The 17,202-nt window shown below is 46.5% G+C and carries 13 protein-coding genes; 3 read left to right on the top strand and 10 right to left on the bottom strand.

Going from position 1 to position 17,202, the window contains the following annotated elements:
• Positions 1–65: 65 nt before the first annotated feature.
• From rlmD to WKT17_RS03085, 3 genes are read right to left on the bottom strand one after another with little or no spacing between them, the layout of a single operon-like run.
• The gene (rlmD, locus tag WKT17_RS03095; protein WP_340271838.1) at positions 66–1,712 is read right to left on the bottom strand and encodes a 23S rRNA (uracil(1939)-C(5))-methyltransferase RlmD; all 1,647 of its coding nucleotides are present in this window, start codon (positions 1,710–1,712) and stop codon (positions 66–68) included.
• On the bottom strand, positions 1,702–2,673 hold the full coding sequence (locus WKT17_RS03090; protein ID WP_173748455.1) for a 3'-5' exoribonuclease YhaM family protein: 972 nt from the start codon (positions 2,671–2,673) through the stop codon (positions 1,702–1,704). Before WKT17_RS03090 ends, rlmD begins: the two co-directional genes overlap by 11 nt.
• Positions 2,674–2,686: 13 nt before the next feature.
• A complete protein-coding gene (locus WKT17_RS03085) occupies positions 2,687–4,015 on the bottom strand; it encodes a S1C family serine protease (protein WP_291683307.1) in 1,329 nt (442 codons plus the stop codon).
• A 184-nt stretch (positions 4,016–4,199) separates the two neighbouring features.
• Between WKT17_RS03085 and WKT17_RS03080 the strand changes: the two genes are divergently transcribed.
• The 3 genes from WKT17_RS03080 to WKT17_RS03070 are packed head-to-tail and all read left to right on the top strand — an operon-like array spanning position 4,200 to position 8,715.
• Positions 4,200–6,578 (top strand): endonuclease MutS2, encoded by a 2,379-nt coding sequence (locus WKT17_RS03080; protein WP_340271837.1) that lies wholly within the window; start codon positions 4,200–4,202, stop codon positions 6,576–6,578.
• A 14-nt stretch (positions 6,579–6,592) separates the two neighbouring features.
• Positions 6,593–7,297 (top strand): response regulator transcription factor, encoded by a 705-nt coding sequence (locus tag WKT17_RS03075; protein WP_173748449.1) that lies wholly within the window; start codon positions 6,593–6,595, stop codon positions 7,295–7,297.
• A complete protein-coding gene (locus tag WKT17_RS03070) occupies positions 7,294–8,715 on the top strand; it encodes a sensor histidine kinase (protein ID WP_340271836.1) in 1,422 nt (473 codons plus the stop codon). The genes WKT17_RS03075 and WKT17_RS03070 overlap by 4 nt, the downstream gene beginning before the upstream one ends.
• A gap of 28 nt (positions 8,716–8,743) precedes the next feature.
• Here WKT17_RS03070 and WKT17_RS03065 read toward each other — a convergent pair whose 3' ends face one another.
• The 7 genes from WKT17_RS03065 to nrdD all read right to left on the bottom strand — a co-directional run bounded on the left by WKT17_RS03065 (position 8,744) and on the right by nrdD (position 17,170).
• The gene (locus WKT17_RS03065; protein WP_173748445.1) at positions 8,744–9,244 is read right to left on the bottom strand and encodes a tRNA (cytidine(34)-2'-O)-methyltransferase; all 501 of its coding nucleotides are present in this window, start codon (positions 9,242–9,244) and stop codon (positions 8,744–8,746) included.
• Positions 9,245–9,254: 10 nt separating this feature from the next.
• Positions 9,255–10,247, bottom strand: a complete 993-nt coding sequence (locus tag WKT17_RS03060) for an AIR synthase family protein (RefSeq protein ID WP_340271834.1) — start codon at positions 10,245–10,247, stop codon at positions 9,255–9,257.
• 129 nt (positions 10,248–10,376) lie between these two features.
• Positions 10,377–11,087, bottom strand: coding sequence for a 3'-5' exonuclease (locus WKT17_RS03055; RefSeq protein WP_298060508.1), 711 nt, complete (start codon positions 11,085–11,087; stop codon positions 10,377–10,379).
• Positions 11,084–11,737, bottom strand: coding sequence for an endonuclease III (gene nth, locus WKT17_RS03050; RefSeq protein ID WP_173748439.1), 654 nt, complete (start codon positions 11,735–11,737; stop codon positions 11,084–11,086). The genes WKT17_RS03055 and nth overlap by 4 nt, the downstream gene beginning before the upstream one ends.
• Positions 11,734–13,497: a B12-binding domain-containing radical SAM protein gene (locus WKT17_RS03045; protein WP_298060509.1), complete on the bottom strand. Its 1,764-nt coding sequence runs from the start codon at positions 13,495–13,497 to the stop codon at positions 11,734–11,736. The genes nth and WKT17_RS03045 overlap by 4 nt, the downstream gene beginning before the upstream one ends.
• Positions 13,498–13,562: 65 nt before the next feature.
• The gene (locus WKT17_RS03040) at positions 13,563–14,849 is read right to left on the bottom strand and encodes a cation:proton antiporter (protein ID WP_173748435.1); all 1,287 of its coding nucleotides are present in this window, start codon (positions 14,847–14,849) and stop codon (positions 13,563–13,565) included.
• A gap of 185 nt (positions 14,850–15,034) precedes the next feature.
• Complete coding sequence (gene nrdD, locus WKT17_RS03035) at positions 15,035–17,170, bottom strand: anaerobic ribonucleoside-triphosphate reductase (protein WP_173748433.1); 2,136 nt, start codon at positions 17,168–17,170, stop codon at positions 15,035–15,037.
• Positions 17,171–17,202 lie beyond the last annotated feature (32 nt).

Raw genomic sequence — 17,202 nt, 5'->3', positions numbered from 1 at the left:
AAAAAAAAGAGTTCGACATTCCTCAGCATCCTGATTCCTGTCGAACCTTTCCTACCCACTATCTCTTATATCATTCTAAAGTGTTTAAATGCCTCTAAAATCGCTTTTTCCTTCTCAGGCGGACAATTCGGCACATGAGTTTTATTTTCGCCTATATTGTAATTCTGACGCTTCTCAAAGCCACATTTGTCTTTTATCTGTGCTACATAAAGAGAAGATACTGATATGCCATATTCCGCCTTTATCCATTCCTTAATTTCTCGATACGTTGCATTGCCTTTCATGCCCTGTAAATACGTATCATCTTCTGGCTCATAATCCACATACGCATATACCATATCCTCGGTGGATTTTTTCCTACCCAACAAGGCAACCGTCTCCACATGCACCCCCTGCGGAAACATATCGCACACCGCTACTCTCTTCACCTCATACTTCTCCGCGCACAGCCGCTTTAAGTCCCTGGCCAGGGTAGCAGAATCGCAGCTCACATATACAATCCTCTCCGGATTCATCTTCAGCATAGTCTCCAGCAGCGCCTCATCGCAGCCCTTTCTAGGCGGGTCTACCACAATCACATCGGCAGAAACACCTTCCTCCTCATATTTTTTCGGAAGCACATCTTCTGCCTTTCCTACATAAAATTCCGCATTTGCAATCCCGTTTCTTTCCGCATTTTTCTTGGCATCTGCAATAGCCGCAGGCACAATCTCCACACCATAGACCTGCTTGGCCTTCTGTGCCAGAAAAAGAGAAATCGTCCCGATACCGCAGTACAAATCCCACACAATTTCCTTTCCGGTAAGCCCCGCATACTCCAGGGCCGTGTTGTACAGCTTCTCCGTCTGTACCGGATTCACCTGATAAAAGGAAAGGGGAGAAATTCGATACTGTACTTCTCCAATATAGTCTGAAATGTAGTCCTGCCCCCACAGTTTCACAATTTTATCACCTAAAATCACATTATTTCTCTTCTTATTCACATTAAAGGTAATACTGGTCATGCCGGGAATCTCCTGCAGCCGCGCCGTCAGCTTCTCCGCTTTCGGCAGAGCGTCTCCGTTAAGAACCAGACAGACCATAATTTCCCCTGTCTTAAAGCCGCAGCGGATAAGGACATGGCGAACCAGTCCAGTACCGGAAACCTCATCGTAAGGCTCTATGTGATTCTCCTTCATGTAAACCAGAACTTCCTCCAGAATCTGCTCATTCACTTCTGTACCCAGATAACAGTTTTTATTGGAAATAATGGAATGGGTTCTGCCTGCATAAAAGCCGGTAATGATTTCCCCGTCTTTATTTTTGCCCACAGGAAACTGGGCTTTGTTTCTGTACCGCCAGGGTTCTTCCATACCAATCACCTGCTCAATACAGATATTTTCAAAGCCTCCGATTCTCTTCAGATTTCCCTTCACCTTATTTTTCTTAAATTCCAACTGCTTCTCATAAGAAAGGAACTGCAGCTGACAGCCCCCGCAGGCTCTGGCCGCGGGACAGCGGGGTTGCACACGGTCTTTGGAGGGTTCCAGCACTTTCATCAGACGGGCATAGCCATAGTTCTTTTTCATTTTCATAATCCTGGCTTCTACCTTATCACCAATCACGGTATCTTTCACGAAAAGCGTATAGCCATCCGCCTTTCCGATGCCCTCTCCGTCGTGTCCCATATCTTCTATATAAAGTGTTACCGTATCATTCTTCTTAAATTCCATGAACGCCGCCTTCCTGCTCACAACTGGATTTTCTGAAATTGGATTCAAAAAGACGGTTGTAACCAATCCATTCTTTTTGCTGCCCTGCTGACGCAAATATTTCAGTCAGGGTTTCCATCTTCGCGTCTGTATTGTCCGCCAGATTCAGCGCCAGGGCTTCCGGCAGTGCCGGTTTCTTTGGCGAGCCGTATTCCAACTCCCCGTGATGAGCCAGAATACAATGCTTCAGCTCACTTTCCAGTTTCTTTGGAAATCCGGGGATTTCTCCTGCCTTATCATGGATTCTTTCCGCCCCTATCATAATGTGACCCAGAAGCTGTCCGTCATCTGTATAATCATTCATGGGAAACGGACTTAATTCTTCTGTTTTTCCAATATCATGCAGCATGGCTGCGGTAAGCAGCAAATCCCGGTTCAAAATCGGATAGACCTTACAGTAATAATCACACAGGCTGACTACGCTTAATGTATGTTCCAACAGACCGCCGATAAAGCCGTGGTGCACACTTTTCGCCGCTGAATTGCCGCGAAATGCCTTTGCGAAATCCTGATCTTCCTCAAAGAAGGAAACCAGCAATCGGTGCAGATAAGGGTTTTTCACACTTGCCACATAACTTAACAGCCCTTCATACATAGAATCCACATTTTTGCTGCTCACCGGAAGATAATTGCCCGGCTCATACTCTCCCTCTGCGGCTTTGCGCACACGTTTGATACTCACCTGAAGACTGCCCTGGAAAGAATTTACATCTCCCACCACGTCAATGTAATCCAGGCTGTCAAATTCATCAATGCCCAGAGAATTCGGATCCCAGATTTTAGCGTCAATGGTACCTGTTTTATCCTGTAAAATTACGTTTTCATAAGGCTTTCCGTTCTTTGTCACTGCTGCCTGTTTGTGTTTGCATAAATAAATTCCGGAAAGTTTTTCCCCTTCGTGAAGCTCGTTAATAAATTTCATTTTCATATCCTCTCTACCTTGTTTTTAATGTTACGTTAAAGGAGACTTCTACATATCCTTCTGTTCCCTGGCGCATGGCCTTCACCTTTACGGTTTCCCCGGATTTACAGGATTTTAACTGCTGCTGATATCCTTTTACCGTTTCTACTTTTTCACCGTTCAGCTCTATAATCACATCTCCGTTCTGAATTCCCACCTGCATAGCCGGAGAATCCACCTCTACCTTTTCTACGAAAATCCCCACCGGAATTCCCTTTTTCTCGGAAATTTCCGCAGTAATGTCTTCTCCCGTGATACCCAGATACACCATCTCCTTATTTTCATCGGAAAGTGTCTGAATCAAATCCTTTATCTGGGAAATCGGCAGCCCGGTAATAAGGTTTCCGTTTTCCTCCCCGCCAAAGCTCTGGGCAATTATCCCCACAATTTCCCCTTCCAGATTTAAAATCACACCGCTTCCCTGACTGCTGCCTGTAATATCTGTAGTGAGAAGTCCATACTGCGCGTCCACTCTGGACACTGTATCTGAAGTAGAAGTCACAATTCCATAACCAACAGAATCACTATACCCCATAGGACTTCCAATTGCAAGAACCGGTTCTCCCAGCTTCAGATTGTAGGACTCGCCCAGCGGTGCAACGGCAATTTTTTCCTTTAACGAACTGTCCAGACCGGATTTGTCAATTTTCAGCACTGCCAGCCCTGTATTCTGGTCTGCCTTCTGGAATCTGGCATCCGTCACGGTGCCGTCATAGAAGACCACCTGGATACGGTCCACATTCTCCACAATCCGGTATTCCGTCAGCACAAAATAATTCTGCCCGCTCTCTGCCACCAGAATCCCGGAAATCTGCTCTTCGTAAGGCGTCTGAAACCAATCCTCATCATTTTTATTTCCAATTACCGTTACCATGGCTTTTTCCGCTTCATCCGCTGTGGCAAAAATATCCCCATACAGTTTCTTGTATTCCTCCGGGGTCATGTCCTGTGCCACAGGAGCAGAGGCGTCCCCTCCGCCCTGACTTTCCGGCAGTTCCTCATTCTGCGCATCGGCTTCCCCCTCTTTCTTTTCCTCTTCCTCCTGGTCTTCTTCCTGGGGAAACGTAACCTTGCTGGCATCCTTCTTTTCCAGAATTTTACCGGTCATAGCCGGCGCTGCTACGGAAAACACAACAGCCGCCGCAAGCCCAAACACGGCTCCCGAAGCCAGAAGTTTTCCCACCTGCTTTGCCAGCTTCTTCCTGTTCCAAGGCTTCGCCTTAATCGTTTCTTTCAGAAATTCATAGGAGTTCTCTTCCTTTTTCTCCTGATTTGTTTGTCCCTCATTCTTTTTTTCGTCCATGTTCAACACTCCGCATTAGACTGTATTTTGTACTATTATACCGAATGTTTATGAACTTTTTATGAAGATTACACAAAATTTTCTCTCTCATCCCACAAAAATTCCCCCTCAGAACCTTTTCTTTCTGCCTGTTTTCATGTAAAATAGGAAGCGGAATCTTAAAAAACTGGATAAGGTGAATACTATGAATCAAAAAGCATTAAAAACTTTAGAATACAATAAAATCACAGAACTTTTAGAAGGGTTTGCCTCTTCTTCTATGGGAAAGGAACTTTGCCGGAATCTGACGCCGCTTGACAATCTGGCGGAAATCGAAGCCATGCAGCAGGAAACCGCAGACGCCCTGTCCCGTGTATACCAGAAAGGCTCTCTGTCCTTTGGCGGCGTCCGGGACATCCGGGGTTCCCTAAAGCGGCTGGAAATCGGCAGCACTCTGGGAACCGGGGAACTGCTCTCCATCTGCAGCCTTCTGGAAAATGCCAGCCGGGCCAAATCCTATTCCCGCAGAGAAACAGAGAACGATACCGGGGACTCCTTAGACCCTCTCTTTGAACTTCTGCAGCCTTTGACGCCTCTGTCACTGGAAATCCGCCGCTGTATTCTCTCAGAAGAAGAGATTGCTGACGACGCCAGTGCAGGACTGAAACAGGTGCGCAGAACCATGAAAAATACCAATGATAAAATCCACAGCCAGCTTTCTTCCTATGTAAGCGGCAGTGCCAGAACCTACCTGCAGGACGCAGTGGTTACCATGCGAAACGGTCGCTACTGTATCCCCGTAAAGGCAGAGCACAAGGGACAGATTCCCGGCATGATACATGACCAGTCCTCCACCGGTTCTACGGTATTTGTAGAGCCCATGGCTGTTGTCAAGCTAAACAACGAGCTGCGGGAACTGGAAATTCAGGAACAGACAGAAATCGAAAAGATTCTGGCAGGCCTCAGTGAAACAGCTGCGGAAAGTCTGGAAATGCTGGATGATGACTTAAAAGTCCTGACACAGCTGGATTTTATCTTTGCCAGAGCCCTTCTGGCGAAAGCCCAGAATGCAACAGAACCCCTTTTCAACACAGAGGGCATTATTGACATCAAAAAGGGACGCCACCCTCTTATTGAAAAACATAAAGTAGTTCCCATTGACATCCGTCTGGGCGAAACCTTTGACCTGCTGGTAGTAACCGGCCCCAACACGGGCGGTAAAACCGTTTCTTTAAAAACCGTAGGACTTCTGACCTTAATGGGGCAGTCCGGGCTTCACATTCCTGCCTTTGACCATTCCCGTCTCAGTGTCTTTCGGGAGGTTTATGCGGACATCGGGGACGAGCAGAGCATTGAGCAGTCTCTCAGTACCTTTTCCTCCCACATGACCAATGTGGTACATTTTCTGGAAAAAGCAGACCGGGACTCTCTGGTGCTTTTCGACGAGCTTGGCGCCGGAACAGACCCTACTGAGGGCGCAGCTCTGGCCATTGCCATTCTCTCCCATCTTCACGCACAAGGAGTCCGCACCATGGCAACCACCCATTACAGCGAACTGAAGGTCTATGCCCTTTCTACGCCGGGCGTGGAAAATGCCTCCTGCGAATTTGACGTAGAAACCCTGCGCCCCACTTACCGCCTGCTTATCGGCGTACCGGGAAAGAGTAATGCTTTTGCCATTTCCGGAAAGCTGGGACTGCCGGATTATATTATTGAAAAGGCCAAAGAACAAATCAGCCAGGAGGACGAATCTTTTGAAGATGTGCTCACCTCTCTGGAAGAAAGCCGCCGGACGATTGAAAGCGAGCAGGCCGAAATTGCCCGGTACAAAGAAGAAATCCAGACTTTGAAAGAACAGCTGGAAACCAAACAAGACAAGCTGGAACAGAGAAAAGACCGGATTCTCCAGGAAGCCAACGAAGAAGCCCACCGGATTTTACGGGAAGCCAAGGAATATGCGGACCAGACCATGAAAATTTTCAACAAAGCGGGTCAGGAATCCATGACAGCCAGAGAACTGGAGCAGAAACGTTCCGAACTGCGAAAGAAAATGGACAAAACCGCAAAGAAAATGGCTTTAAAGACGCCGGAAAAGAAAAAATCCACCCTGACAGCCAAAGACGTATCTTTAGGAGACTCTGTAAAGGTGTTAAGTCTGAATGTCAAAGGCACTATCAGTTCCAAACCGGATGCCAAGGGCATGGTATTTGTCCAGATGGGTATTCTCCGTTCCAAAGTATCTCTGTCCGATTTGCAGCTGATTGACGAACCGGTAATCACCTCGCCTTCCCTGCAGCGCACCGGCGCCGGAAAGATTAAAATGAGCAAATCCGCCTCCGTGCGCACGGAAATCAATCTGCTTGGAAAAACCGTGGACGAAGCCGTTGCCGAACTGGACAAATATCTGGACGACGCCTACCTTGCACACTTAAGCAGTGTCCGGGTAGTACACGGCAAGGGCACCGGCGCCCTCAGAAAAGGCGTACACAACTACTTAAAGCGCCTGAAATATGTACAGGATTTCCATCTTGCAGAATTTGGAGAAGGAGATGCAGGCGTGACCATTGTAGAATTTAAAAAATAGAGGGGGACTGCAGCATGGCAGTAAAACAGAAAATTCTCATCGTAGACGATGACAACAATATTGCAGAGCTTATTTCTCTGTATCTCACCAAAGAATGTTTTGACACTAAAATTGTAAATGACGGGGAAGAAGCCTTATCCGCTTTCTCCTCCTTTGCCCCAAACCTGATTCTTCTGGATTTGATGCTGCCCGGTATGGACGGCTATCAGGTCTGCCGGGAAATCCGCCAGAAATCCAATGTTCCCATTATCATGCTTTCTGCCAAAGGCGAAATTTTTGATAAGGTGCTGGGACTGGAACTGGGGGCGGACGACTATATGATTAAACCCTTTGATTCCAAAGAACTGGTGGCCAGGGTGAAAGCCGTGCTTCGACGTTATCAGCCCAATGTGGCGCCCTCCACCCAGCCTTCCGGAAAATATGTGGAATACCCGGATTTGGCTATTAACCTGACGAATTATTCTGTTATCTACTATGGAAATCAGCTGGATATGCCGCCAAAGGAACTGGAGCTTCTGTATTTTCTGGCCTCTTCACCGAATCAGGTCTTTACCAGAGAACAGCTTTTAGACCATATCTGGGGATACGAATACATTGGAGACACCCGCACCGTGGACGTGCATATCAAACGTCTCCGGGAAAAAATCAAAGACCACCCGGCCTGGTCCATTGCCACAGTCTGGGGTATCGGATATAAATTCGAGGTCAAAAACAAATGAAAAAATTTCTCTATGTAAAATATGTGCTTGCCATTGTCATTTTGGGATTGTTGGGCTTCTGCACCATTTATTTTGTGGGAAACCGTCAGGTGCAGAAACATCTGGAATCCGTGTACAGCGGGGAACTGTATCAGGAAGCTACCACCATTGCCCAGAGTCATGATGTGCGGTATTTCCAAAATGATGAGGAACGAGACAACCAGCTGTATGAAAATCTGTGCACTCTGGCCTCTTACCGCCACTGTGACGTCTGGATTATCAGCCCCAAGGGCGAAATTCTGCTGAATACCGCTTCGGAACCAAAAACAGAGGATTTCCCTATCATTACAGGCTTTAATCCCGGAACAGCCAGCGGTTCCTACTACCGGATCGGGGATTTTTTTCACCAGTTCAGCGAACCGCATTTAAGCGTCATGGTGCCTGTCACCAGAAACATGTCTGTGGAGAGCTATGTAGCCATGCACCTTCCCATGCGTATCCTGCAGGAACAGCATGACGCTCTGATGAACATGATTTACATTCTGTTTCTCCTGTTTCTTCTCATTATGATGGCTATTATTCCGGTATTTTCTCTCATGATTTACCGCCCCCTCCGGAAAATCATACAGGGGGCGGATGCCTTTGCTGCGGGAAATCTGAAATACAACATCCCTCTGGAAAAAGAGGATGAACTGGGATATCTGGCCGGGACGCTGAACTATATGTCCGATGAACTGGACATGACGGGAAACTATCAGCGCAAATTCATTGCCAACGTCTCCCACGATTTCCGCTCCCCCCTGACCTCCATCAAGGGCTATACAGAAGCTATTTTAGACGGTACCATTCCTCCGGAAATGCAGGAGAAATACCTGAAAATCGTGGTGCATGAAACCGACCGCCTCTACAAGCTGACCCAAAGTCTCTTGACTTTGAACAATCTGGATGAAAAGGGACGGCAGCTGGATTATTCGGATTTTGACATCAACAGTATCATAAAAAGCACTGCCGAATCCTTTGAGGGCACCTGCAGGCAGAAACGGATTTCCATCGAACTTCTGCTGACCGGCCAGACCCTGTTTGTACGGGCCGATATGGGACAGATTCAGCAGGTACTTTATAACCTCATTGACAATGCCATTAAATTCAGCCCGGAGGAGTCTGTGATTAAAGTGGAATCCTCCCTGAAACACGATACGGTTTTCATTTCCGTGAAGGACAAGGGCTGCGGTATTCCCAAAGCCAGTCTGGGGAAAATCTGGGATCGGTTCTATAAAATTGATTCCTCCCGTGGCAAGGACCGCAAAGGTACCGGGCTTGGGCTTGCCATTGTAAAGGAAATCATCAATTCCCACAAGCAGAACATCAATGTCATCAGCACCGAAGACGTGGGGACCGAATTTATTTTTACCCTGCAAAAAAGCACAGAAGAGCGGTAATCCTGCTCCTCTGTGCTTTTCTTCTATTTTATTTCCATTCGTATTTCGTCAGATGTCCTTCCAGACGCATATGGTCAAAATGGTTCTGGCGCAGAGCCTCATACAGCACAATCGCCACCGAATTGCTGAGATTTAAAGAGCGAATCTCTCCTATCATAGGAATACGAATAGCTGTCTCCTGGTTTTGCAGCAGAATCTCTTCCGGAATTCCCGCGCTCTCCTTTCCAAACATAATATAGCAATCCTCCTCATACTGGACGTCCACATAAGTTTTAGGCGCTTTGGTGGTTGCCATATAGATTTTGGCACCGGGATTTTGATTCAGAAAGTCCTGATAATTTACATAAGTTTTCACATCCAAATCTTTCCAGTAATCCATGCCTGCTCTCTTAATAGCCTTTTCGTTCAGTTTAAAGCCCAATGGTTCGATTAAATGCAGGCGGGTACCCGTTGCCACACAGGTTCTTCCGATATTTCCCGTATTAGCAGGAATCTCCGGCTCAAATAACACAATATTCAGCTTTGCCATTTCTTACTCCTCAATCCTTCTGGTAGATTTTATACAATTCGTCACTCTGGGGCTTGTCCAGATACCGGGTTTCTTCTCCGTTTCGCAAAATCCGCTCTTTTCCTGCCGTAGCCTTTCCCACCACTGCCGCAGAAATTCCCGCCTGATGCAATTCTCTTACCAGGCCATGTCCATCCTGGGCTGCTATCATCATAGAACCGCTGGACATGAGAATATAGGGATTGAGCCCCAGCACCTCACAGACCTCCACCGTCTCCTGGCGAATCGGAATCTTCTTTAAGTCGATATCCAGTCCAACATCTGAGCCTGAGGCCATTTCCCACAGAGCGCCGAACACACCGCCCTCTGTAATGTCATGCATGGCAGAAACGCCCCACGCGCCGGCAATCTTTGCCTCCGGCAGCACCGAAAGATACTGGTCAAACCCTTTGGCCGTATCCACAAACAGCGGCGCAAACCGTTCCAAAAGCAGTTTTTCCTTTTCCTTGGCCGCAATAGAGGTACCTTCCAATCCAATCCATTTGGTAATCACAATGTCCTGTCCCGGCTTTATGCCTCCGGGCTCCATCATCTGTTCCTTCTTCATTCTGCCTACACCTGTAAGGGAAAGCAGCGGTTGTTTTACCACATCGGTAATCTCTGTATGGCCGCCCATAATTTCCATATTCAGTTCTCTGCAGGTAGATTCCACTCCCCGCATAATTTCTTTCAGCTCTCTCTCTTCTGTCTTAGGCGGCAGCAAAATGGTGAGCATAATGCCCACTGGCTCTGCCCCGGCAGCCGCTAAATCATTGGCAGTAATATAAACACTGTGTTTCCCCATATCCTTTGTGGTGCCGGTAATAGGGTCGGAGGAAAACACGTAAACTTCTCCTTCCCTGGGTTCCATCACCGCACAGTCACGGCCTACAGCCGGTCCTGCCAGGATTTCTTCTCTTCTGTGTCCAACTTCTCTTAAAACGGAACGAATCAGCATTGGTTCCGGCAGTTTCCCTATTTTCATGGTCTGTCCCTCCGTCTGTTCTTATAAAGCATACGCTATCATGGGAAGCACCATAGCCAGAATCATAAACACCGCCAGAATCCCTGCAACTATCTGTTTTTTCCCGGAATTTTTTTTATTCATAATCCTTTACCTCTCTATCTTTCCATAAGTGCCTAAAATCGTATCAATAAATCTGGAAGCTTCATTCTTTGTCAGACTCTCCACCTCCACATTCAGGTCTATTCTATGATATTTTATCAAATCCTGCAAGTATCGTTTTTGTGCCGGAGTTATGGGCCCCTGCTTTTTCACCTTATAGAAAAGAGGAACCGGACAAAAAAGTTCAGGATGCTGTTCTTCATACTCCTGCCGCAGCCGCTCATAAAGTTTATAAGTAGTACGGGCATCCTCTAAAGCCCTGTGGGCATCCCCCTGTGGAATTTGGTAGTGTACCCGCAGGTTCTGCAGACTTCTGCTGGGCAAATCCGGCAGCAGAATCCTGGACAGCTTCAGCGTATCCATGCCCTCTTTCTCAAAGTCCATATCCAGATTGACTGCATTGTGCTTCACAAAGCTGTAGTCAAACATCAGGTTATGCCCCAGAAGCGGCAGATTCTCACAAAACTCCAGAAGCCCCTCCAGCGCTTCCCGTACATACGGCTTTCCCTGCACCATTTCGTCTGAAATGCCTGTAAGGGCCGTAATTCTCTCCGGTATCTCCATTCGGGGATTCACCAGTGTAGCGTACTCTCCTGTCACCATGCCGCCCTGTACCTTCACGGCGCCAATTTCAATGATTCTGTCTTTTCTCGGTTCCAGACCTGTCGTTTCCAAATCCAGTGTCACATATGCTCTCATGTTTTTTTCCTGCTTTTCTTCTGTTTTTCTTTGTATTCCCTGCAATATTCTGTAAGAAAACACTCCTCGCATTTGGGCGACCTGGCAAAGCAGATCTGCCGTCCAAAAGTAATTATCTGAATGTTATAGAGAATCCAGTGGTTCTTGGGCAAAACCTTCATCAGTTCCATTTCCACTTTTTCCGGATCCTCTTCCTTCGTCAGTCCCAGCCGCTTGGAAATCCGCTTTACATGGGTATCCACCACCACACTTGGCTCATGAAAAATATTTCCCCGGATCACATTGGCCGTCTTCCTTCCCACACCGGGCAGGCTGGTTAAATCCTCCAGACTGCGCGGAACCTCTCCGTCGTATACCTGACAGATTCTCTGGGCGCAGCCAATAATGTTCTTTGCCTTATTGTGATAGAATCCCGTAGGCTTAATATCCTGCTCCAACTCCTTTAAATCTGCTTTTGCAAAAGCCTCCATATCCGGATATTTCACAAACAAATCTTTTGTGACAATGTTGACTCTGGCATCCGTACACTGGGCGCTTAACATGGTGGCAATCAAAAGCTGTCCCGGATTTTCGTGATTCAGATAGCATTTGTATTCTCTGGTATAAACCTCATCCAGCTTCTCCAGAATTTCCTTTGTCCTCTTTGTCATACGTCCTCCTTTCTCTGCTCAAACTCCACAGCACAGACTCTTGCGTCATGGGTCAGGGGGCTGCGTTCTTTATAGTCAAATAAAACCGGATACTGCCCTTTCTCCCGTTTTTGGCTCAACACATCATAAGTAAAGACCTCCAAATGTGTCATTTTTTCCAACTGCCTTGGCTGATATCCCCCATACTGCCTCAAAAGCCGGGGTTCTTCTGCCTCTTTCCGATAAAAGTTCTGTATCTGCTCTTTGTAAAGCTTCTGTTCTCCTGCCCACACAGGCCTGGTCTTCAGATTTTCTCTTGCATACAAATCAAAAACCATCCGTTCCCGGAAATATGCCAAATCTTCCTTTCCTTGTTCTTCTAAAAATTCCAGGAGAATTTCATATCTCCGGATTCTGGTATGGGAAATGCCGAAATAGCCCTTTTTCTCATAAAAATCTGCCAGAGCTTCATACATGGCAAAGGCGTCTGAAAATTCTTTCTCCAGGGCCTCTATGGTACGGGTAAACTGTCCGCTGTTATAATACACCTCTACCATGTCTTCAATGCCTTTCAGACGGCAGATTTCTCCGTAAGACAGCCAGTTTGTGGAAAGCACCTCATAAGGCTCTCTCTGCTTGTACACACAGCCATATTCTTCCCGCTTCTCATACATATAAGAACCTTTCAGAACCTTCAGAAATCCCAGTTGGAGCTGCTGAGGCCTCAATCCGTAGACGTCATCAAACGATTTTCGGAAACTGTCATACCCTTCCAGCGGAAGCCCCGCAATCAAATCCAGATGTTGGTGCACATTCTTTCCGGCCTGCACCTGTCTTACTTTTTGGGAAATTTTTTCAAAACTGGTCTTTCTGCGAATTTCCCTTATGGTGTCCTCATTGGTAGACTGCACCCCGATTTCCAGCTGAATCAGTCCCGGACGCATGGTGTGTATCAGGGCAATTTCCTCTTCGGTCAGCAAATCTGCAGCAATTTCAAAGTGGAAATTCGTCACCTGATTGTCATGTTCCTGAATATAACGCCAGATTTCCAGTGCATGCTCCTTTTTGCAGTTAAATGTCCGGTCCACAAACTTTACCTGAGGCACCTGGTTATCCAGAAAAAACTGCAGCTCCTGTTTCACCAGCTTCGTACTCCGAAAACGCAGCTTCTTATCTATAGAAGAAAGACAGTAACTACAGGAAAAGGGACACCCTCTGCTGCTCTCATAATAAATAATCCGATGATGAAAAAGTTCCATATCCTGATAGGGAAACACCAGTGTATCCATATCCAGAATGGCCCTTGGCGCCGTTTTTTGTATCTCTTTCCCCTTTCGGAAAACAATACCGTCTATCTTTTCCAGTTCCGTCCCTTTTTCTGTGTTCCGCTCTAAATTTACATAATATTGTGTTAATTCCCGGAAGGTCTCCTCTCCTTCTCCGCACATCACGCCGAAAACCTCCGGCATTTCTTCCAGAAACTGCTCTGCGTCGTAAGACACCTCCGGGCCTCCTGCCCAAATCACCGTGTCCGGCAGGATTTTCTTCACATTACGAATCAGTTCCTTTATAAAAGAAATATTCCATATATAGCAGGAAAAGCACAAAATCTCAGGTTTTTTCCGATATAAATCTTTTAAAATCTCATCCTCCTGCTGATTGATGGTATATTCCGCCAGTTCTATGTGGGCTGCAAATGCTCTGCAGTATGCCTTCATGCTGTATACCGCAAGATTGGAATGAATATATTTGGCATTGACTGCCGCCAAAAGAAGTTTCATATTTTCTCTCCTCTATCCGAAAAGAGCCGATGCATGAAACACGCAGCAGCCCCTTTTCTCTTTCTCTATTTTTTTACATATCTGGATTTTTCCTGTTGTTCCTCTTCTTCAAATCCCTGCACCTGACGGATTAATTCCGTTTCCACAAAATCTGTGCCTTCTGCTTCTCCCTTCTTCTCTCTAAAAGTCAATTTCAGAAGAATGGGGGAAATAATGGTGGTAATCACCACTACAATAACAACCGGTCCCAGCAAATCCGGAGCCATCAGGCCAATGGCATTTCCTTTGGCAGCCACAATCAATGCCACCTCGCCTCTGGAAATCATCCCCATACCAATGCGGATACAGTCCTGGTTGCTGTAATGACACATTTTTGCGCCCAGACCGCAGCCAATGATTTTCGTCAGCACTGCCACTACCACCAGTATTACTGCAAACACCACAATCATGGCACTCATTTTCGGCAGTTCTACCTGCAGACCAATATTGGCGAAAAATACCGGAGACAGGAAAATATAAGACAAAATCCCAAATCTTCTTGCAATGTAATTGGTATGAGTTGTTTTTGTAATAATCAGCCCGGCAAAGAAAGCTCCTGTAATGTCTGCAACACCAAAAAATTCTTCTGCGCAGTAAGAAAATACAAGGCAGATAACAAACGCCAGAATGACAAAACGCTGCAAATCCCGCTCATATCCCTTTACCCATTTCTGGAACAGGACATGAATGATATATCCGCCCACACCGATAAAGACAAAAAATCCCAGAATCTTTCCGAACACCAGCCATACATTTACAGATGAATCTGCAAGACTGGTAATAACTGTAAGGGCAATGATTCCCAGAATATCATCAATAATGGCCGCCCCTAAAATGGCATTTCCCGCTCTGGTATTTAACTTGCCCATTTCCTTTAAGGTTTCCACCGAAATACTTACCGAGGTTGCCGTTAAAATAACACCAATGAAAACATTCTGCAAAATCAGACTGGTTCCGGCGGCAGATTCTAACATTCCCGGGCGGTTAAAATAAGCTGCTACTCCCAGACCGCCCAGAAGCGGCACTATCACACCCAAAAGGGCAATAATAAACGAAGCCTTTCCGCTTTTCTTCAGTTCATCGATATCCGTCTCCAGTCCTGCACAAAACATCAGAACAATCACACCGATTTCTGATACCTGATAAATAAACTCCGTCTGATGTAAGACTCCCAAACAGGCCGGCCCTAAAAGCAGCCCTGCCAGCAGCGCCCCTACTACCTGCGGCAGGCTGATGCGCCGAGTCAGAAGCCCAAACGCCTTTGTAGTCAGCAATATCAGTGCCAAATCCAGTAAATACCCATAAGAATCCATATTCTCCCTCCTCAAATCCCCACACTGTGATTTTTAAAACTGTATTTATGTTATCACAATTTGTCAGAAAATCCAAGGAAAAACCTTTACACTACACCGTATATTTCTTGCACAAAAAGAGCGCTGTTCCTGTAGAGGTGGAGAAGACTTCTGTCTCTTCTCCTCTTCTGGGACAGCGCATATATTTACATAGATTTCCGCTCTGCAATTTCCGCCATCTTAGCAGAATTCAGACGGGTATCTCCGTGTACACGGCTATAGGAAAGGTAGCCGTTCATACGATCAATTTTGGTCAGATTGGTGGAACCGCATACCGGACACACATCCATTTCCAGCTCCTCATGACCACAGTCATCACAGTAAGCCAAAGACAGGTTCACGCCCTCATAATAGCCCAAATCCATAGCTCTGCGCACCAGTGCCCGAATGGCGTCTACATTGTATCCAATGGGATAACGCACATACTGAATTTTGCCGCCATTGCAGAGTTCCCAGAATCTGCCCTCGCAATCCTGCTTCTCAATGGGAGTCATTTCCTCTGTTACATGGCAGTGGAAGCTGTTGCTCACATACGGACGATCAGAAACCCCCTCCACGATACCGTACATCTTTCTGAACTGCTCTACCTGAAGGCCGCAGAGACTCTCTGCCGGAGTACCGTAAATGGCATACAGATTGCCGTCCTCATATTTGTACTGCTCTACTTTTTTATTGATATACTGCAGTACTTCCAAGGCAAACTTGCCGTCCTCGCGAATGGATTTACCGTTGTACAACTCCTGCAGTTCATTTAATGCCGTAATACCAAAAGAAGCAGTCATCGGTTTTAAAAGCGGTTTAATCTTATCCGAAGGTTTTAAGTTGCCGCCGTAAAAACCGCCCTCACAGTAAGCCAGCGGATTTGTGGACGCCTTCATCTCACCCAGATAATCGTAAGTACGAATATGCAGGTGACGAATCATTTCCAGATAAAAATCCAGCACCTCGTAGAAATCCTTATTCTCGGCTCTGGCCTTTGCCAGAATCATGGGAAGATGGAGGCTGACTGCGCCCACGTTAAACCGTCCCACAAATACAGGAACGTCCTTATCATCTGCCGGAGTCATGCCGCCTCTTTCGTACCAGGGGCTTAAAAAGGCTCTGCAGCCCATAGGACTGATAACCTTTCCGTATCTTTTATACATACTGGAAATATAGCCCTTGCCGCTTAAAGAAAGCCAGTCCGGATACATGGTTTTGGCAGAACAGGAAATTCCTGCCTCAAACACATCCTCCCCTTCTCTGCCCTCTCCATGAAGATTCTCATCATAGAGGAACACAATCTTTGGAAACAGCACCGGTTTTTTATGACCTTCTCTTCCCTGTCCGCCCTTGTGAACCTCCAGAAGAGAAATGCTGCACATTTTCTCAAATTTCTTCATACCCAGTCCCAGAGTCACGGTAACAAAAGGATAATCTCCTCTGGAAGATCCCACCGTATTCAGCTTATACTCTATTCCCTGCCAGCCCTGGTCGAAGTCTCTCTTTACCTTATCCACAGCATACTGCTCGGCTCTCTCCTCTGCCAGTTCCCAGTCCGGGTCTACATAAGCAAGAAATTCTTCCTTATATTTTTCGTAGCTTTTTTCCGCATAAGGGGCCAGAATCTTGTCCACTTCCGGCACGGTAAAGCCGCCGTACTGCTGGGCTGCCGTACTGAGCACAATATCTCCCATAACGTCAAAAGCCGTATCCAGGGTCTTCGGCTCATTGTACCACACATTTCCCATTTCAAAGCCGCCTCTTAACACATTAGCCACGTCAAAGAGACAGCAGTTCATGGTATCCAGACGGGCAGACTGGTCGTGAATATAAATATACCCGTCCTTGCAGGCCTGCAGTTCGTTGCGGTTCATAAAGAACTTCCGATACAGTTCTTTATTCAGTTCATTGAAAATCAGGCTGCGCTTGGTAGCCACCAGGGCGCTGTCCGTATTGGCATTGCTCTTGTCCCCAATGTAGCGGATGGACTGGCTCTTGGTATACACCTCATCCATCATATGAATAAAGTCATGCTTATAATTGCGATAATCTCTGTAGCTCTTTGCAACAGATGGATTGACTTCTTCCAGAGCCCCCTCCACAATATTGTGCATATCCTGAATGGAAATCTCTTCTTTATCCAGAGAATCCGCCTTTTCCTGGGCATAGCGGCAGATAAATTTCACCTCATCCTCTTTGAAATTATACATAATTCTGGATGCGGATTTGTTCACTGCCCTCACGATTTTCTGAACATCAAAATCCTCTTTCGTACCATCTTTCTTAACTACATACATCATCACTTTCACCTCATACACTTTAAAACACTATA

The sequence above is a fragment of the Blautia sp. HCN-20427 genome (genome assembly GCF_037890365.1).
In the GTDB taxonomy this organism is placed as follows: Bacteria; Bacillota; Clostridia; order Lachnospirales; family Lachnospiraceae; genus Blautia.
Note: the sequence above shows the minus strand (reverse complement) of the source record. Positions and strands in the feature narration are given on the sequence as shown.